This window comes from Nocardioides salsibiostraticola, assembly GCF_054783655.1.
In genome coordinates this window covers 173433-192384 of record NZ_BAAGQD010000001.1, presented here as the reverse complement: position 1 = coordinate 192384, position 18952 = coordinate 173433, and the positions used below count along the sequence as shown (strand labels likewise).

Annotated in this window: 17 protein-coding genes; 11 read left to right on the top strand and 6 right to left on the bottom strand. The window is 67.5% G+C overall.

The window, feature by feature from the left end; translation table 11 throughout:
* The first annotated feature begins 328 nt into the window (after positions 1-328).
* The 9 genes from rpsB to rlmN all read left to right on the top strand — a co-directional run bounded on the left by rpsB (position 329) and on the right by rlmN (position 9090).
* Positions 329-1375 (top strand): 30S ribosomal protein S2, encoded by a 1047-nt coding sequence (gene rpsB / locus ACYVLV_RS00925; protein ID WP_460806930.1) that lies wholly within the window; start codon positions 329-331, stop codon positions 1373-1375.
* A 91-nt stretch (positions 1376-1466) separates the two neighbouring features.
* Positions 1467-2279, top strand: coding sequence for a translation elongation factor Ts (gene tsf / locus ACYVLV_RS00920; protein ID WP_460806929.1), 813 nt, complete (start codon positions 1467-1469; stop codon positions 2277-2279).
* 158 nt (positions 2280-2437) lie between these two features.
* A complete protein-coding gene (locus ACYVLV_RS00915) occupies positions 2438-3556 on the top strand; it encodes an SPFH domain-containing protein (RefSeq protein ID WP_460806927.1) in 1119 nt (372 codons plus the stop codon).
* An 11-nt stretch (positions 3557-3567) separates the two neighbouring features.
* Complete coding sequence (locus ACYVLV_RS00910; protein WP_460806925.1) at positions 3568-4698, top strand: TFIIB-type zinc ribbon-containing protein; 1131 nt, start codon at positions 3568-3570, stop codon at positions 4696-4698.
* 86 nt (positions 4699-4784) lie between these two features.
* The gene (pyrH, locus tag ACYVLV_RS00905; protein ID WP_460806923.1) at positions 4785-5498 is read left to right on the top strand and encodes a UMP kinase; all 714 of its coding nucleotides are present in this window, start codon (positions 4785-4787) and stop codon (positions 5496-5498) included.
* Between the two features lie 70 nt (positions 5499-5568).
* A complete protein-coding gene (gene frr / locus ACYVLV_RS00900; RefSeq protein WP_460807390.1) occupies positions 5569-6123 on the top strand; it encodes a ribosome recycling factor in 555 nt (184 codons plus the stop codon).
* 7 nt (positions 6124-6130) lie between these two features.
* On the top strand, positions 6131-7033 hold the full coding sequence (locus ACYVLV_RS00895; RefSeq protein WP_460806921.1) for a phosphatidate cytidylyltransferase: 903 nt from the start codon (positions 6131-6133) through the stop codon (positions 7031-7033).
* Between the two features lie 124 nt (positions 7034-7157).
* Positions 7158-7904 carry a hypothetical protein gene (locus ACYVLV_RS00890; RefSeq protein WP_460806920.1) on the top strand — a complete coding sequence of 249 codons (747 nt, stop codon included), beginning with the start codon at positions 7158-7160 and terminating at the stop codon, positions 7902-7904.
* A gap of 58 nt (positions 7905-7962) precedes the next feature.
* Complete coding sequence (gene rlmN, locus ACYVLV_RS00885) at positions 7963-9090, top strand: dual-specificity RNA methyltransferase RlmN (RefSeq protein WP_460806918.1); 1128 nt, start codon at positions 7963-7965, stop codon at positions 9088-9090.
* 24 nt (positions 9091-9114) lie between these two features.
* Here rlmN and ACYVLV_RS00880 read toward each other — a convergent pair whose 3' ends face one another.
* Positions 9115-10893, bottom strand: a complete 1779-nt coding sequence (locus ACYVLV_RS00880) for a TIGR03767 family metallophosphoesterase (protein ID WP_460806917.1) — start codon at positions 10891-10893, stop codon at positions 9115-9117.
* A 103-nt stretch (positions 10894-10996) separates the two neighbouring features.
* On the opposite strand from ACYVLV_RS00880, the gene ACYVLV_RS00875 reads away from it, so the two are divergent.
* A complete protein-coding gene (locus ACYVLV_RS00875; RefSeq protein WP_460806915.1) occupies positions 10997-12760 on the top strand; it encodes a DUF429 domain-containing protein in 1764 nt (587 codons plus the stop codon).
* Positions 12761-12836: 76 nt separating this feature from the next.
* Entirely contained in the window at positions 12837-13982 is a 1146-nt protein-coding gene (locus tag ACYVLV_RS00870; RefSeq protein WP_460806914.1) for a glycosyltransferase family 4 protein, read from the top strand.
* On the opposite strand, the gene ACYVLV_RS00865 is transcribed toward ACYVLV_RS00870, so the two are convergent.
* The 5 genes from ACYVLV_RS00865 to ACYVLV_RS00845 all read right to left on the bottom strand — a co-directional run bounded on the left by ACYVLV_RS00865 (position 13951) and on the right by ACYVLV_RS00845 (position 18863).
* Positions 13951-15081, bottom strand: coding sequence for an LOG family protein (locus ACYVLV_RS00865; RefSeq protein ID WP_460806913.1), 1131 nt, complete (start codon positions 15079-15081; stop codon positions 13951-13953). The genes ACYVLV_RS00870 and ACYVLV_RS00865 overlap by 32 nt on opposite strands.
* A gap of 131 nt (positions 15082-15212) precedes the next feature.
* Positions 15213-16082: a serine protein kinase RIO gene (locus ACYVLV_RS00860; protein ID WP_460806911.1), complete on the bottom strand. Its 870-nt coding sequence runs from the start codon at positions 16080-16082 to the stop codon at positions 15213-15215.
* Positions 16083-16242: 160 nt separating this feature from the next.
* The gene (gene ddaH, locus ACYVLV_RS00855; protein WP_460806910.1) at positions 16243-17007 is read right to left on the bottom strand and encodes a dimethylargininase; all 765 of its coding nucleotides are present in this window, start codon (positions 17005-17007) and stop codon (positions 16243-16245) included.
* A gap of 57 nt (positions 17008-17064) precedes the next feature.
* Positions 17065-17685, bottom strand: coding sequence for a histone deacetylase (locus ACYVLV_RS00850; RefSeq protein WP_460806909.1), 621 nt, complete (start codon positions 17683-17685; stop codon positions 17065-17067).
* A 98-nt stretch (positions 17686-17783) separates the two neighbouring features.
* Entirely contained in the window at positions 17784-18863 is a 1080-nt protein-coding gene (locus ACYVLV_RS00845; RefSeq protein WP_460806908.1) for an alkene reductase, read from the bottom strand.
* Between the last annotated feature and the right edge of the window lie 89 nt (positions 18864-18952).

The following is an 18952-nucleotide window of genomic DNA, read 5'->3' as shown; positions in this document are numbered from 1 at the left end:
GAGTCACCCGGCCTGGACTAACCTGAGACCACCGGGAGTCCTGTGCGAATGGGGCGACCGGAATTCGCATGCGTGCAGACCGTGACGAAACTTCCGAGTTTCTCGCCCACGGACGCGGATCGTCAGTCCAGTCACCGAAGTCGGGTGGCGGGTCCGATCCCGTGCAGGCATCAGGGTGGTCGACAACCGTCGGCCGCAACCAACTGAAATCAATGCCGAAGAAGATTCGGCGCGTTCTGCCCGCTCGCCAAAGCGATCGGGTGCCCTTGGTCCACGAGGGTCGGAAGGCGCGCAGACGAATCCGATCCGGCCAGGAAAGAGAATCACCATGGCAGTTGTGACCATGCGCCAGCTCCTCGAGAGCGGCGTCCACTTCGGACACCAGACCCGTCGCTGGAACCCGAAGATGAAGCGCTTCATCATGACCGAGCGCAACGGCATCTACATCATCGACCTGCAGCAGTCGCTGGCCTACATCGACCGCTCCTACGCCTTCATCAAGGAGACTGTCGCCAAGGGCGGCACCGTGATGTTCGTCGGCACCAAGAAGCAGGCCCAGGAAGCGATCGCCGAGCAGGCGACCCGCGTCGGCATGCCGTACGTCAACCAGCGTTGGTTGGGCGGAATGCTCACCAACTTCCAGACCGTCGCCCAGCGCATCCAGCGTCTGAAGGAGCTCGACGAGATCGACTTCGACGACGTTGCCGGCAGCAGCCGCACCAAGAAGGAACTGCTGCAGATGCGCCGCGAGCGCGACAAGCTCGACAAGTCCCTCGGTGGTATCCGCGAGATGGGCCGCGTCCCGAACGCCGTCTGGATCGTCGACACCAACAAGGAGCACCTCGCTGTCGAAGAGGCCCGCAAGCTCAAGATCCCGATCATCGGCATCCTGGACACCAACTGCGACCCCGACACCGTCGACTTCCCGATCCCCGGCAACGACGACGCCATCCGCGCGGTCGGCCTTTTGACCCGCGTCATCGCCGACGCCGTCGCCGAAGGTCTCATCGCCCGCTCGGGCGCCAAGACCGGTGAGGGCGAGAAGGCCACCCCGGGTGCCGAGGAGCCGCTGGCCGAGTGGGAGCGCGAGTTGCTCGCCGGCGACGCCGAGAAGGCTGCTGTCTCCGCCACCGGTGGCGACAAGCCCGCCGAGGCTGCGACCGAGACCCCGACCGAGCCTGCATCCGAGGCCACCGGAGCATCGTCCGAGGCCGCGGCTTCCGACGAGGCCGCTGCGGCCGCGACCGACGCTCCCGCTGCTGACGCTGCGACCGAGGCTCCTGCCGCTGACGCTGCGACCGAGGCTCCTGCCGCTGACGCTGCGACCGAGGCTCCCGCTGCTGACGCTGCGGCCGAGACCCCGGCCCAGGCCTGAGGCTCCGCCTCATCACCGCCTGAAACATCCACCCGCGGCGGGTCCCGCCGCACCCACCTCAGACACGACAGATTCGAGGGAAGAGACACGCATGGCAAGCTTCGCTGCAAGTGATGTCAAGAAACTCCGGGACCAGACCGGTGCCGGGATGATGGACTGCAAGAAGGCCCTGACCGAGACCGACGGCGACTTCGACAAAGCCATCGAGCTGCTCCGCGTGAAGGGTGCCGCCAAGGCCGCCCAGCGTGGTGCGGAGCGCGAGGCTTCGGCTGGACTGGTCGCCACCTCCGGTGGCGCGTTGATCGAGCTCAAGTGCGAGACCGACTTCGTCGCCAAGGGCGCCGAGTTCATCGCGGCCTCCGAGCAGATCGTCGCCGCCGCTGAGAAGGCCCAAGCCGGTGACCTGGAGTCGCTGAAGGCTGTGCCGCTTGGCGACAAGACCGTCGGGGAGGTCGTGCAGGACCTGGCGATCGCCATCGGCGAGAAGATCGAACTCGGCCGCGTCGCCTACTTCGGTGGCTCTGTGGTGACCTACATGCACCGCCGTGCCGCAGACCTGCCGCCCGCCGTGGGCGTGCTGGTCGAGTACGAAGGTGACGCCGACGCAGCGCGCGGCGCCGCCATGCAGGCCGCCGCGATGCGCCCGCAGTACCTCACCCGCGACGAGGTCCCCGAGGACATCGTGGCCAAGGAGCGTGAGATCGCCGAGGCGACCTCACGTGAGGAGGGTAAGCCCGAGCAGGCGATCGCCAAGATCACCGAGGGTCGGCTCAACGGTTTCTTCAAGGAGGTCGTGCTCCTCGAGCAGCCCTCCGTCACGGAGAACAAGAAGTCCGTCAAGGCTGTCCTCGACGGCTCGAGCACCACCCTGAAGCGGTTCGCCCGCTTCGAGGTCGGTTCCTAAGCAGCACCTCGACAGCGCCGGTTCCCCTCGGGGACCGGCGCTGTCGTGCATTTCGGGCGCCTGTCGTCCCGATTCGGGTCGGCCCCTTCGAGTTCCACCGCCCCAGCCTCTCGATTCCACTACGATCCTGCGAAACCGAACAAACGTAGGAGAAGACGATGGGACTGTTCGACAAGGTCAGAGGTCAGTTCATCGACATCGTCGAGTTCCTCGACGCCAGTCGCGACACCCTCGTATGGCGGTTTCCCCGCCACGACAACGAGATCAAGAACGGCGCCCAACTGGTGGTGCGTGAAGGTCAGGTCGCGGTCTTCGTGAACGAGGGACAGATCGCTGATGCCTTCACCCCCGGCACGTACACCCTCGAGACCAAGAACCTTCCGATCCTCTCGGACCTGAAGGGCTGGAAGTACGGCTTCGAGTCACCGTTCAAGGCCGAGGTCTACTTCGTCGGCATGCGGCAGTACACCGATATGAAGTGGGGCACTCAGAATCCGGTGACGATGCGCGACGCCGAGTTCGGGATGGTGCGGCTGCGAGCGTTCGGCACGTACTCGCTGCAGGTCGTCGACGCAGCAGCCATGTTGCGCCAACTCGTCGGCACCGACCCGCACTTCCGTACCGAGGAGGTCTCGGAGTTCCTGCGCCAGACCATCGTCAGCCAGGTCGGAACGGCGCTGGGGAACTCCAACCTGCCGATGCTCGACCTCGCGGCCAACCAGCAGACGATCGCCGCCACCCTGGCCGGTACGTTGACCAGCAACTTGGCCGACTTCGGCATCAGCATCCCGCGGTTCGTCATCGAGAACATCTCTCTGCCGCCCGAGGTCGAGGAAGCGCTGGACAAGCGCACCTCGATGGGCGTGCTGGGCAACCTCGACCAGTACACCAAGTTCCAGACCGCGGAGGCGATCGGCGACGCGGCGAACAACCCCGGCGGCGCCGGGGAGGGTCTGGGCATGGGGATGGGGATGGCCATGGGACAGCAGATGGCCAACAACCTCAGCCCCCAACAGACGGCCGCGGCCCCCACCGGTGGGCCCCCGCCGATTCCAGGAGCGGCGGCTTCCTTCTTCCTGGCTGTGAACGGCCAACAGGTCGGACCGGTGACCGTGCCCGAGATGCCGGAGCGGATCGCCGCCGGCGAACTGACTCCCACCACGCTGGTCTGGCGCGACGGTATGCCGACCTGGACCGCGGCCTCGGAGTTGCCGGAGTTGCGCAGCCTGTTCCCCGCTCTGCCGCCGCCCCTGCCCCCGCAGACCACCGAAGGCTGAGCGACGACTCGATGACCGACAGTCCGATCCCCCCGACCCCGGACCCGGCGCAACAGAGCGTCCCTCCCGCCCCGATGAGCTCGACCTGCCCCCGCTGCGGGGCTCAGGCCGCCTACGCGCCGGGGAGCAGTGCCCTGCGCTGCTCCTCGTGCGGAAGTTACCTCGAGATCGCCGGTCCCACCGCGCAGATCGAGGAACACTCCTACGACCAGTGGCGTGCCCGACACGGGGGCGTCGAGGTGGCCACGATCGGGGCTCAGATCGTCCAGTGCCGCAGCTGCGGCGCCACGACCGAGACCAAGAACCTGGCGAGCTCCTGTCAGTTCTGTGCGGGAGCCCTGGTCGCGCTGGAGCAGCCGCCGGGTCTGGTGCCGCCCGAGGCCGTCGTCCCCTTCAAGATCGACACCCGAGGTGCACAGAACGCTTTCGCCGACTGGGTCGGATCCCGGTGGTTCGCCCCGAACGGCCTGAAGAAGGTCGGGTCCACCGAAGCCCTGGCCGGAACCTACGTCCCCCATTGGACCTTCGACGCCCAGACACGGACCGACTACACCGGCCAGCGAGGGGAGTACTACTACGTCACGGTCACCGACCAGGTTCCCGACGGCAAGGGCGGTACCCGCACGGAGACCCGACAGGAGCGACGTACTCGCTGGTACGGCGCTTCGGGCTCCGTGTCGCGGTTCTTCGACGACGTCCTGGTCTTAGGCAGCCGGCAGCTGGAGCAGAAGAAGCTCAACAAGATGGGGCCGTGGACCCTGGCCGAGGCGCGACCCTTCCAGCAGGAGTATCTCGCTGGATACTCCGCGCTGCGCTATGACGTCGACCCGAAGGACGGTGCCGCCCAAGCGCGTCAGGTCATGAAGGGGGTCATCGAGGGGGACTGTCGCCACGACATCGGCGGCGACGAGCAACGCGTCGACCATATGGACGTCACCTACTCCCAAGCGATGTTCAAGTTGGTGCTGATGCCGCTGTGGATCGCCACCTACCTCCACGCCGGGAAGAGTTGGCAGGTCATGGTGAACGCCAACACCGGTGAGGTCGTGGGCGACCGTCCCTTCAGTGTCCTGAAGATTCTCGCCGCGGTGTTGGCCGCGGCCATGGTGATCGCCGTCATCGTCCTGCTGGCGTCGCGCTAGGCGAGCGAGACCCGGCGCCCCGGATCGGATAGGTTGCCCTGAGGCCCATCGGGGCATCACGACGAGCAGAGCAGGAGACATCAGGGGTGGCTGGATACGACCGGGTCCTGTTGAAGCTGTCGGGCGAAGTTTTCGGCGGCGGCAAGGTCGGAGTCGACCCTGACGTGGTGCAGAAGATCGCCCACGAGATCGCGGAGGTGGCTCGTTCGGGGACCCAGATCGCCGTGGTCACCGGGGGAGGCAACTTCTTCCGAGGCGCCGAGTTGCAGCAGCGCGGCATGGACCGCGTTCGCGCCGACTACATGGGCATGCTCGGCATCGTGATGAACTGCCTGGCCCTGCAGGACTTCCTGGAGAAGTTGGGCATCGACACCCGGGTGCAGACCGCCATCACCATGGGCCAGGTCGCCGAGCCCTACATCCCGCGCCGCGCGATCCGCCACATGGAGAAGGGTCGGGTCGTCATCTTCGGAGCCGGGATGGGCATGCCCTTCTTCTCCACCGACACCGTCGCGGTCCAGCGGGCCCTCGAAAGCCGCTGCGACGTGGTGATCTACGACAAGAACGGTGTCGACGGTCTTTACACCGCGGACCCCCGTAAGGACCCTGACGCCGTCAAACTCGACTCCCTCACCTACGACGAGGCCATCGAGCGCGGCCTGAAGGTCATGGACCAGACCGCCTTCACTCTCGCTCGCGAGAACGGTCTGCCGATGATCGTTCTGGGCATGGCCGAGCCAGGAAGCATCCTTCGAGCCGTTCAGGGTGAGAAGATCGGCACGCTGGTCCATCCAGGCTGAAAGCCACCCAACATCTGGCCAGCACCACCTGCATTGCGACCCACCCGAGACCACAGGAGCAACAGCCGTGATCAACAGCATCCTCAACGAGGCCGACGGCAAGATGGACAAGTCGGTCCAGGCGACGCGCGAAGAGTTCGCCGCCATCCGCGCGGGTCGTGTTCAGCCCAGCATGTTCAGCAAGATCATGGTGGAGTACTACGGCACCCCCACACCGCTGCAGCAACTCGCCTCGTTCACGGCTCCCGAGGCACGCATCATCATCGTGGCCCCCTTCGACATCACCGCGATCGACGCGGTCGAGCGGTCCGTCCGTGACTCGGACCTGGGGGTCAACCCGTCCAGCGACGGCCGGGTGCTGCGCTGCGTCTTCCCCGAACTGACCGAGGAACGCCGCAAGGAGTACGTCAAGATCGCCAAGGCCAAGGCCGAGGACGGTCGGGTGGCCGTGCGCAACCTGCGCCGCAACGCCAAGCAGTCCCTCGAGAAGCTCGAGAAGGACGGCGAAGCGGGCAAGGACGAGGTCAACGGTGCCGAGAAGCGTCTCGACGGGATGACCAAGACGCACACCGACGCCATCGACGAGATGCTGAAGAACAAGGAAGCCGAGCTGATCGAGGTCTGAGGACCCGATGACAGCCCAGCGACCGGACCCGATGGACGACACCTCAGCCCAGCACGCGACCGCGCAGAAGGATCACGGTCGCGCCGGTCGCGACCTCAAGGCTGCCGTCATCTCCGGGATCGTGTTGCTGGGGTCGGTGGGAGCCTCGCTCTACTTCTACAAGCCGCTGTTCATGCTCATCGTCGTGATCGCGGTGATCGTGGCCGTGTGGGAACTCAGCCGCGGGTTGTCCGCGAAGGACATCGACCTTCCGCGTGAACCGCTGACCATCGGCGGCATCACGATGGTGGTGGTGGCCTATCTCTTCGGGGCCGAAGCGCTCGTGACGGCGACCGCAGTAACCGCGCTGGTCACCATGCTGTGGTTGCTCAACCGTGGGATCGACGGTTACGTCAAGAACGCCTCCGCCTCGGTCCTCACGCTGATCTATGTGCCGTTCCTGGGCTCGTTCGTCGCTCTACTCCTGGCCGAGGGCGGGCTCGATGGGGGAGGGCTCGACAACGACGGCGTCATCGGCATCGTCACCTTCGTGCTGATCACGGTGGCGTCCGACACCGGCGGTTACGCCGCTGGTGTGCTGTTCGGCAAGCACCCGATGGCCCCGGTCATCTCCCCGAAGAAGTCCTGGGAGGGTTTCGCAGGGTCGGTGCTCGCCTGCGCCGGCGCCGGAGTGATCCTGGTCGTCTTCCTGCTCGACGGCAACTGGTGGGTCGGGATCATCCTGGGGCTCATCACCGCCGTCATGGCCACGCTGGGCGACCTCGTGGAGTCGGTGATGAAGCGGGATCTGGGCATCAAGGACATGAGCCAGGTGATTCCCGGCCACGGCGGCCTGATGGACCGGCTGGACTCGCTGCTCGCCACGATCGCCCCGATCTGGTTGCTCCTGCACTACCTCGTCTTCGCCTGACCCGTTTCCGTCCTGAGCGTGGCGCGTGCGGAGCCACCCCGGAGCGGGCTAGGGTCCGCAACGGCGGCACACACACCAGAGGTGGCCGCGACACGAAGCTGAGCGAGTTGCCGGAGGACGTCACGTGACGCAACGCAAGGCAAGGTCGGCCCCCGTGGTTGCCGCTGGCGCGGTAGTCGCCGTCGCCGCCGCGGACGTCGTACGCCGCAAGTGGCAGGGCCGCGCCGCGCTCACACCGGCGCCCGGATTCGCCCCCGCACAGCCTCCACGCCCCACCGCGGTTGCGGCCAGCCCCGGCCTGGGCAACGAAGCCGCGATCTCGAGCCCGGCCAACGAGCCGGCCCCAACGCCTGAGCCTTCTCCGCCGCCGTCGCCCAAACACCGCGCCGCGGAGCTGGAGGCAGAGGTCTCACAGGTGAGCGGCCCCGACTCGGCTGCCCCCGAGCCCGAGACGCTCGAATCCTCTGCTCCCCCGACGCCGGCCCGCGACGCCGGCGCGCTATCCGACGCCGAATCCGAGGCGCCGTCTGATCCGATGGATCCGGCAGAACCTCAGCCGGCGGAAGCGCCGAACTGGTGGCACCGGGGACACCCGACCTTCTCCGCCCTGACCGGATTCTTCGCCGGGATCGCCTTCCTCGTCGTGGTGCCCGGCCTGTACGCCGGCATCCTGGCCCAACTGGTCGACTACGAGCGGGCCGAGCAGCTCTTCCCGTTCGTGCTGTTGACCCTGATCGTGCCCCTCGTCCTGCTGACGATCGGGAAGACCCGACGTTTCGCGTTCTTCATGCTGATCGGACTGTTCAGCACGCTGGTGGTCGTCGGCGGAGTCACGGCACTGGTGCTCTACGTGTTGTTCGCCATGAACTGACCGATCTCCTCTCGTGCTTTCGGCTCACCGTGGCGGTGGGTGCCACACTGGGTGGGTTATGGATGAACCGATCAAGACCCTTCCGCTGGTGTTCGACGAGCCGAAGGGCCGGCGCAAGCCGCCTCCGCACCTGGCCGACCTGACTCCCGCTGAGCGCAAGGAACGAGCTGAGTCCGCCGGTCTTCCCGGGTTCCGAGCCAAGCAGCTCTCAGCGCACTACTTCTCTCGGCTGGTCGACGACCCCGAGCAGATGACCGACCTGCCGGCCGAGACGCGAGGTGAACTGGTCGAGGCACTGTTGCCCACGCTGATGACGCCGCTGCGCACGATGGAGGCCGATAAGGGGACCACGCGTAAGACACTGTGGAAGCTCTTCGACGGCGCTCTGGTCGAGTCGGTTCTGATGCGCTACCCCGGTCGGGTGACCATGTGTGTGTCGAGCCAAGCCGGTTGCGGCATGGCGTGCCCCTTTTGTGCCACCGGGCAGGGTGGTCTGCAACGGAACATGTCGACGGCCGAGATCGTCGAGCAGGTCGTGGCGGGCGCCCGATCGCTGGCCCGTGACGAGGTCGCCGGAGGACCTGGCCGCGTGTCCAACGTGGTCTTCATGGGCATGGGCGAGCCCCTGGCCAACTACAAGGCCGTGATGGGCGCCGTACGCCGCCTGACCGACCCGACCCCCGACGGACTGGGGATGTCGGCGCGCGGGATCACGGTGTCGACCGTCGGCCTGGTGCCGCGGATCAAGCAGCTGACCGAGGAGGGGATCCCCGTCACGCTGGCCCTGAGCCTGCACGCCCCCGATGACGAGTTGCGCAACGAACTGGTGCCGATCAACACCCGCTACTCGGTCCACGAAACCGTCGAGGCCGCCTGGCTCTACGCCGAGAAGACCAAGCGACGCGTGTCCATCGAGTACGCCATGATGCGCGGGATCAACGACCAGGCGTGGCGGGCCGACCTGCTCGCCGAGGTGCTGAACTCGTTCGGTGACTGGGGCTGGGTGCACGTGAACCTGATCCCGCTGAACCCCACCCCGGGGTCGAAGTGGACCGCCTCGGACCCGGCCGACGAGCGTGAGTTCGTCCGTCGACTGGAGTCACACGGGATCTCGACCACGGTGCGGGACACCCGAGGGTCCGAGATCGACGGCGCCTGTGGCCAGCTGGCGGCACTGGACAACTGAAGGCCCGTAGGGGATCCAGATCCCCTACTTCTTGCCTCGGTACCCCGGACGCAACTGCTTGGGGGTTCGGACCAGCAACTCGACGTTGCGGTCGCGGCGTCGGCCGCGTCCCCGGTCGGGATTCGTCCGGCTCTGCGGGTCGTTGGCGGCCAGTTCACGAGCCAGGCCCGCGAGCACTTTCGGATTGGCCAGCGAGCCCCGGTTCGACGCCGGGCCGGCGTGGTCGATCACGGTGCTGAAGATCGAGATGGTGTTGTCGCGGTTGTCGACGACCTCGATGATGCGCGCCTGCTGTGGCCAGTCGATGTGGGCGGCGGTGTTGATCTCCCACAGGCCACCAGCCCCCGGGCGGTCGCGACGATGTGCGGTGATCTCGTTGCGGTGGGTGTGGCCGTTGATCCAGGCGACGACCTTCGGGTTGCGCAGGAACAGGGCCAACACCTCCTCGCCCAGCACTCGAGGCTCGACGTCTGCGCCGGTCCCGATCAGGGGGTTGTCCATGGATGAGGAGGTGTGGTGACTGAAGATCAGGCAGTACTTGTTCTGCGAACGCCCGAGCACCTTCTTGAGCCAGGCGAACTGGGTCGCGTCCAAGGACCCGTTCGAGTTGCCGTTCGGGTTGACGCTGTCGAGGACGATGAAGCGGATCTGACCCCGGTCGACGGTGTAGTACGCCGTCCCCTCCCGACGATTGGTGGCGGTGAAGCCGTGGCCACGGGGGAGTCCCGGGGTGTCGAAGTGTTCCTCGACGATCTCCGCACGCGAGAGGAGACGCCGGTCCGGATCAGGCGTCACCACCCGGGCTCCCGGGGTGAGTGCGAGCGACGCGAACAGGCTCGGGAGATCTCCACCGGCGCCGGCGAGCAGTTCGGCGGGGTTGGCGCCCGCCGGCGGCGAGATGATCTTCACCGGACCGGTGGCGATCGCGTTTAGTGGGAGGACGCCAGGAAAGTTCCCCTGGACAAGGCCGTCGTGGTTCCCGAAGGCGGTGAACCAGGGCATGTCGAGACCCTGGGCCCGGAAGGGCCGACGAGCGGCGTCCAGGAGTCCGGGTGCCTTCGGGTAGCCGAAACGCGTCATCGCAGCATCGGCCAGGGCGCCAGGGGGCGGTCCGTCCGGGTGCCAGTAGGCCCGGTCGTAGTACACCGGGTCGCTGTCGCAGACGCCTTCGTAGCGGCCCCGGTCCCCGGAGTCGACCGCTACCCGGGCGCCGCCCAGCAGGTCGATGTTCCAGCGGATCTCGTTGAACTGCGAGTTGTCGGAGTTGTCACCGGTCTGGATGGCGAGCGCCAGTTTCCGGCCGGTCACCGGACCTGTGCGGATGCGGTTGATCCGACGCACCATCGAGTCGGCGATCTGACCGGAGAGCATCTCCCACGGTCGGTAGGCCGAGGTGAAGACGCCGGTGACGGTCGGACCGGGATCATCGAAACGGTCGGTCCACTCCACCCGCAACGGGGACTGGGCGTCGACGATGTGCACGTCGCTGAGCTGGACGAAGGCGATCAGCCCACGTCGACGGTCCTTGCGTTTGGCTTTGGCCTTGACCCCCAGATCGGTGCGGACCAGGTGTCGTTCCCCGCCGCGGCGTACGAGCCGTTGGTACCCACCGACGTTCGCCGCGCCTCGCGAGAAGATCGAGGCCAGCGTGGTGCCCTGCCGACGCGGGATCGCTCGCACCACCGAGCGGCCCGCAGCCTGAGCGACCGACTGGGCAGCCGACTGGGCAGCAGCCGGTCCAGCGGCGATAGCCCCGCCGAGGGCGGCACCGGAGCTCAGCAGAATGCGTCGTGTGATGGCCATTCGCCTCAGGATACGGGTGTGCGTGACCCCCACCACAGAATCGACCGAATTCGTCTCGGCCCGCTGCACACCTGTGGGACGGAGATACGGCAGGGTGGGGGTCATGTATGACGTGGGGATCGATCTGGCGTGGGGGTTGCGTCGCCCCACGGGGTTGGCCGTGCTCGATGACTCGGGTCGCCTGATCCACATCAGTTCGGTGCGGGACGATGACGAGATCGACGCCGCAGTGGGGGAGTACGTCGCTCAGGACTGTCTGGTCTCGATCGACGCTCCGCTGATCGTCACCAACGCCACCGGGAACCGGCCCGGCGAACGGGCTCTCAACGCCGACTTCGCCCGGTTCGACGCAGGGGCGCACCCCTCTAACACGAGCAAGGCCGAGTTGGCGCAGCCCCGTGGGGCCGATCTGTGCCAGCGATGGGGACTCGACGTCGACCCCGGTTCGACGGCGCGGAGGCGGGCGATCGAGGTCTATCCCCATCCCGCGACGGTCGCGCTGTTCGGGCTGGGACGCACCCTGAAGTACAAACAGAAGAGTGGACGTTCCTTCGCCGATCTACAGGCGGCGTTGACCCGGCTGACCCGCCTGGTCGAAGGACTCGGCGACCGCGAACCCGTTCTCTCCCTGGATGCCTCCGAGGAGTGGGCCGCCTTGATGCATCGCCTGGCCAGTGCCACCCGCAAGAGCGACCTTCGGGTGGTGGAGGACCAGGTCGATGCCGTGGTGTGCGCCTACGTCGGCCGCTACGCACGTCTGCGCCCGGACGACACCACGACGTACGGCGACGGCGCGACGGGCTACATCGTGACCCCGACCCTGCCCGCCGATCAGGTTCCGACCCCCCGGCCACCCCGCCCGACCCCGGCCGAGAGCCACGCCGAGCGGGTGGACCGGGCTGTGCGTGCCTACGCCGCACAGCGCCCCGAGTTGGTGATCGCCGCCCAGCACTACGTCGATCTGGTGACCTCGATCCTCGACGACGCCGGCATCAACTATCTCAGCATCACCGGACGGGCCAAGGACGTCGCCTCCTTCGCTGGGAAGGCGACCCGACTGGTGGACGGTCAGCCGGCTTTCGCGGAGCCGGCCATCGACATCGCCGACCAGATCGGCATCCGGGTCATCACCTACGTGCACCGTGACGTCGCGGCGGTGGCCGACCTGCTCGACGACCAGGTAGTGGTGCTCGACGACCGCGACCTCGGGGACGAGACAGCCAGCGAGGGACGATTCGGGTACTCCAGCCGTCACCTGATGATCGGCCTCGACGCTGAGCGCTCCCACCAGCAGCAGCACGCGCCGGTGCGGGGTCGTAGTGCCCAGGTCCAGATCCGTACCGTGCTGCAACACGCCTGGGCCGAGTTCGAACACGACATCCGCTACAAGGGCCAGGTCCCCGACGAACACCGCGCCGACTTCGACCGCCGTTTCACCCTGGCCGCCGGTCTCCTGGAGCTGGCCGACCGGGAGTTCTCCACCATCCGCGACCGACTCCACTCGGCGGTGCCCCCGGAGGCCGATCAGGACGACGACCCGCGGATCAGCCCCCGGGACCTGGCTGCGTTCCTCGCCGGGCAGTACGCCGACGCGGGATGGTCCCGCATCGACCACTACGACTGGATCGCGCGTCTACTGCTCGAACTCGGCATCACGTCATTGACCGAGCTGGCAGAAGCACTGCGTCACCTGGACGCCGAAGCGCTCAACGAGCGGATGAACTACCGCTACCCACCGGGCGCCGTACGCCGTTTGGACGACGCGTTGCTGGCCAGCTTCGGGGAGGGGTTCGTCCGGCTGCACGGCAACGCTCACCGGGTCGATGCCCTGCGCGGGCGGCTGGCGAAGCTCGTCGACGGGTCCTGACCCGTTCATCTGACGTGCACCCGGGCGCCATGGATGCGGTGACGACCGTTGGTGATCGGGCCCTAGCGTCATCGGTATGCGAGTACTCGTGGTTTCCGAGTCGTTCCTCCCGCAGATCAACGGGGTCACCAACTCGGTGTGCCGGGTCCTGGAACACCTGGCGGCACGCGGCCACCACGCCGAGGTGGTCGCTCCGACCGGGCCCACGTCGTACGCCGGCTTCCCGGTGCGGCACGCGCGGGGCACCAATCTTCCGTTCTACCCGGATTTCCGGATCGGGCTGGAGACCCGCCGATGGCTCAAACTGGTGATGGTGCGATTCGACCCCGATGTGGTGCACATCGCCTCCCCGGCCACCCTGGGTTATCAGGCGGCGAAGGTGGCCGACGAGATGGCGATCCCTTCGGTCGCGATCTACCAGACCGACCTGGTCGGATTCGCTGACCGGTACGACGTCCCCGGTGGAGCGCGGGCGGCCGCCGCGTTGACCCGCAAGATCCACTCCCGCGTCGACCGGACTCTGGCTCCCTCCTCGGCGAGCCTGACGCAGTTGCGTGATCTGGCGGTCCCGAACACACACCTGTGGCCCCGTGGCGTCGACCTCGAGAGGTTCCACCCCGCCCGGCGCAGCGAGGAGTTCCGCCGGGCGATCCTCGGTGAGGCTGATGGCCGCCTCCTGATCGGGTACGTCGGCCGCCTCGCACCCGAGAAAGAGCTCGACCTCCTCGCGCACCTCGCCGACGACCCCCGTTACGCACTGGTGGTCGTCGGCGGGGGTCCGGAGGAGCAGCGGTTGCGTGTCCTGCTGCCCCAGGCGCACTTCCTCGGCACCCTGCACGGCGACGAGTTGGGGAGGGCCTATGCCTCCCTGGACGTCTTCGTGCACACCGGTCGGCATGAGACCTACTGTCAGGCCGCCCAGGAGGCGCTGGCGTCCGGCGTGCCGGTCGTGGCCCCACGGCAGGGTGGCCCGATCGACGTGGTGGACGACGAGGTGAGCGGTTTCCTCTACGAACCCGGCAACGGCGAGGACCTCGTCAGGTGCGTGGACCGGATCGCCGCGGATGTGTTGGTCCGCCGGAGGATGGGGCTCTCGGCTCGTCGCAGTGTGGAGGGCCGTGCTTGGCCGGCCATCAACGACGCCCTGTTGCAACACTTCGGCGAGGTCCTCACCGAGGCTCGTGAGCGCTTCACCCAGGTCCTGTTGCCTGTGGCCGGTTGAGCACGAGTTCGGCGGCCTCGTCCACCGTGTCGACGAGGTGGACGTGGTCCTCCATGGGGCGTTCACGGGCGAGTGCACGGAGCAGCGGCCACACCGGCAGGGTCTCGGTCCAGTAGGTCGTGCCGACCAGGACCATCGGTGCGACCGAGGCCGGGTCGGCGTAGTAGTTCTCGCACGCGTCCTGGAAGACCTCCTGCACGGTCCCTGCCGCTCCGGGGAGGAAGACGATCCCTGCGTCACAGATCTGCAGCAGGATCGCTTCGCGGGTGGCGTTGCGGAAGTACTTCGCGATCGTGGTGGCGAGGACGTTGGGCGGTTCATGACCGTAGTGCCACGTGGGGATGCCCAGCGACGGATTCATCGCCGCGCTGCCGCCCAGGTGGTCGATCACCTCGAAAGCGGCCCGGGCCCAGGCGTCGATCGAGGGCCGGAACCCTGGTGTGCGGCCCAACGACCTCAGCGCGGATTCCAGGTCGGCGGGGGAGTGGCGGGCGAGGCCCGCACCCAGGTTCGCGGCCTCCATGGCACCTGGCCCGCCGCCGGTGGCGATCGTCAGGCGCGAACCCAGGGCGTGTCCCAGACGTGCGCCGTCGGCGTACCCCTGCTCTCCGCGGCGCAGCGCATGGCCTCCCATCACCCCGACCAGGTCCCGGGTCTCGACCCACGCGAGAAGTGCCTGGTCGATGGTGTGGTCGTGCAGGGCCTGGACCCGAAGCCGTTCCGGGCTGGATTCGGCGTCCGAGGCGGCAGGTTGGCTCCAGGCGTAGGCGCGAGCGTCGAAGCTCTGGTCGTAGTGGTCCGCGTCGTACAACTCCGCCGGCGTGTAGAGCGCGGACCTGTCGGTGCGTACCGGGGTCGAACGAGTGTGCGGCAGCACCAGGGCGCCGTCCTCCCGAAGTTTCTCGACCGTCGGTTCCGCAAGATCGCACCCGATGAACAGGGCGTCGTGACCGTCCAGAGCGGTCAGGGTCTCGTCCCGCTCACGCAGATCGACGCCGTCGATCCGCCACCCGGCCAGATCCCGGGCGCCGTGCCCCACCCGTCGATCGAAGTCGTCCAACGAGGTCACGTCGACGACGCCTCCACGCATCCGTTTCATGCCGCTCCCTTGATTGACCACCCGTTGATGGGGCCAGCCAACCAAAGTACTGACAGAACGGCTCCGAAAGCCCCGATTCGGGGCTTTTCGGGCCGCTTCCAACTCGTTCTGTCAGTAGTTCGGCGAGTCATTCAAAAGGCGTGCGCGATCAAGGTCGCGAACAGTTCCTGCTCATCGGCCTGGTCAAGGCCCTTGGTCCGGAACCAGGCGCACATGTTCGTGCAGTCGCGCATCAGGAAGTCGAAGCCTGCGGAGTTGCCCACCAGATCGACGATCTGGGGGAGATCGATGATCACCAGGCGGTCGCCTGCGGCGAGGATGTTGTATGCCGACAGGTCGCCGTGCACGACCCCGTGCTGGACCATGGTGGCCATGGCGTCACGGACCTGGTCGAAGTAGGAACCCAGCAGGTCCGCCGGTGGCCGCGTCTGCGCCAGCCGGGGGGCGGTCTCACCCTCATGCGTGACCCACTCCATCAGGATTTCGGTGCCGTCGATCTGCACGGGATAGGGCACGGGTAGCCCCAGATTCCAGAGCCGGGTCAGCGCGGTCCACTCGGAGGTGGCCCACTCGCCCCGGGCGACCATTTTGCCGAATGTGCTCTTCCGTTTCAGGGCGCGCTCGTCGCGGGATCGCTTCATGCTGCGCCCCTCGGTGTAGGAGGCGGACCGGTGGAAGGTGCGGTGGTCGGTGTCGCGGTAGCGCTTGGCGGCCATCACCACGCCGCCCTCAGGGTCCTGGGGATCGCTCCGCTCGAGCAGGAAGACATCGGCCTCCTTGCCGGTCTTCAGGACACCGAGATCGGTGTCGATGGCTCCCCGCGAGGTCACGACCCAGTCGGGACGTGGTCGAGGACCTCGGCAGAGTGGTTCGACGTCGAGCCACGTCGACCATCGCTGGCCGTCGGCGAGATCGTCGTAGGCGGTGAAATCGAAGACGAAGTCGGGATCAGGGCTGGTGGTGTGAGAGTGCTGGGAGTCGTGCGTGAAGTCGTGCGTCATCGGAAAGCGTGCTCCTGGGCGAGACGAGGATGGTCTGGGTGGGCAGACCAAGGACAGTCATGGACATGTCACGCTCCTCTCGTCGGGCACGCCGCCGTGGCGCACGAACTGATGCGATCCTGCCGCAGGCGGCGGGCAGGGGCAACGGGTTTTTCGCAGGTCAGCCGCGCAAGCGCACCGACAGGCAGGTGACGCAGCCCTCGAGCTTCTCGAACTCCGACATGTCCACGGCGACCACTCGCAGCCCCCGGGCTTCGTACAGCGCCGCGGTCTGCGGTGCGCTGGTGGCCATCAGGACCGTCTCGTCGTCGAGGAGTACGACGTGAGCGCCACCCTCCTCGGGCACGTCCAGGAAGGCGTCCCACACCGTCGGGTCGTCGACCAGGGGCGAGTAACCTACGACGGTCCCGTCGGGCAGGGCCGTGACCGCCGACTTCAGGTGCAGCACCTTGCTCAACGGTACGTCGATCACGCGGAGTCCGACGCTGGCCAGGAGGGCGCGCAACTGGCCCACCCCGACCTGGTTCGTGCGTCCGCCGACTCCCACGTAGGCGATGTCGCCGATCTTGAGGACGTCGCCGCCGTCGAGGGTGCCGGGGGCGTCGATGCGCTCGACCCGGTACCCGAGCTCGGTCAGGGCTCGTTCGGTGCCCTCGGTCTCGGCCTCACGTTCGGGGGCGCCCGGGTGGGTGATGACGGCCAGGTCGCGGTGCACCACCACCGAGTCCTCCACGAAGACCGCGTCGGGACAGTCGTCGGCGGGGTCGACCTCGATCAGGTCCCAGCCCTCGGCCCGCAGCGCCGCGGCGTACCCCTCCCACTGCTTCATCGCGAGCTCGGGATCGACCGGCACGCGGTCCAGGTGGGTCAGGAGTCCCTCGGTCACACGGGGTCCGGGCCGCCGGACGAGCGCCTGCTTCTTCATGGGAGACATCGTTTCAGATGACCGACGTCGGCGGCAGCCTCTCGCTGGATCTACGGCTCAGCTCACGACGTCCGCGAGCGCAGTGCGCAGGTCGTCTCGCGTCCACGCACCGATGCCGTCGCAGCCCAATAGATAGTCGATGCACTGATCGTCGTCCCATTGGTGACCCGACCGCAGTCCCCTGGCCATGGTCGCGAGGTACGCCGCCGTGGGGGCGTTGTACGGCACCTCGTCCGCGGTCCAGGCTGCGGTGAAGGTGACCACCGGCAGATCGTCGATCTCACCGACCACGTGGAGCGTTTCGTACCGGCCGGGCCCCAGGGCGTGGACCCCGTCGGTGAGCAGGTCGGAGAGATCCAGATCGGTGCCGGGTGCGCGGCCCATCTCCTGCGCGGCCACATCGGAGAACTGGCCGAGCGTCAGACGGTAGGCCCGGCCGGCCGAGCTCCCGGGTCGTTCGGGGTCGTAGAAGGCGACCCCGCCTCCCCAGGTCGGGGACTGCCAGGCGAAGTAGACCGAGCCGGCGAGGTCGACCGGCCGGCTTCGGGTGGGCAGGGTGCGGTCCCGGGCCCCGGCGTAACTGCGTCGTGCCCCGGTGGGGGTGCCTCCGGCGACGTAGCAGGCGAGCCGGTCGGCGTCCATGTTGCTGCCGTAGGAGGCGTACCAGAGTTCGTCCATGGGGTGATGCTCTCAATCGGTGGAAATGACCTCGACCCGGACACTGGTCGAGCGTCCGGGCCGAGGTGCTGCTGGGTGGTGATGAGGTGCTGAGGGGACTAGGAAGCTGCGTCCAAGGTGGGGTAGTCGGTGTAGCCGACTCCGTCGCCACCGTAGATGTGGTCTCCGTCGAGGTCGTTCAACTCGCTGCCCTCGCGCAGGCGGTGCGGGAGGTCGGGGTTCGAGATGAACTGTCGACCCACGACGATCGCGTCGCCGGCGCCGTCCTCGAGAAGCTTCTCGATGGAGTCGAGGTCGGTGATGTCGGAGAAGCCGGTGTTGAAGAGGATCGAACCCCCGAAGCGGGTACGCAGGTCGGCGTTCAGCGCCGAGGTCGGGTCACCCAGGATGCTGAGGTAGGCCAGACCGAGGTCCTTCACCCCGTCGATCAGCGCACCGTAGGTGACATCGAGGTCGGCGCCGGGCTGCTCGCCGACACCGTTGAACGCGTGTCCGGGGGAGATCCGCAGGCCGACGCGGTCGGCGCCGATGGCGTCCGAGACCGCACGGACCACCTCGACGACGAAGCGGGCCCGGTTCTCCGGGGAGCCGCCGTACTCGTCGTCGCGCAGGTTGATCGTCGGGTCGAGGAACTGGTGAGCGAGGTAGCCGTTGGCCGCGTGGACCTCGACCCCGTCCAGGCCGGCGGCCAGGGCGTTGCGCGCGGCGACCACGTAGTCGGTCACCAGCGTGGCGATCTCGGAGGTCTCGACCGCGCGGGGTACGTCGTGCGGCTTGGGGCCCTCGGCGGTGACCATCTCGCCGGGCGCCTGCACGGCACTCGGGGCGATGGTCTCGAGGCCGGCCTTGTTGTCGGTGTGGGCGATGCGACCGGCGTGCATGATCTGGGCGACGATCGTGCCGTTCTCAGCGTGCACGGCGTCGGCGACGAGCTTCCAGCCGGCGATCTGCTCGTCGGTGTAGAGCCCCGGGACGTTGAGGTAGCCCTGGCCAACCTGGGTCGGGGCGGTGCCCTCGGTGATGATCAGCCCGGCGCTCGCGCGCTGGCCGTAGTAGGTGGCGTTGAGCTCCGTCGGCGCGTTGCCGGCACCCGCGCGGTTGCGCGTCAGGGGAGCCATGACGAAGGACTGCGGAAGGTTCCAGGCGCCGATCTTGACGGGGTTGAATGCACGTGACATGAAGTGATGACCTCAGAACTGATTGACGATTGGACTATTTGCTCCAACCGGCCTCCGCGCTACGGCATTCCTCACCGCGCGCAGGTGAG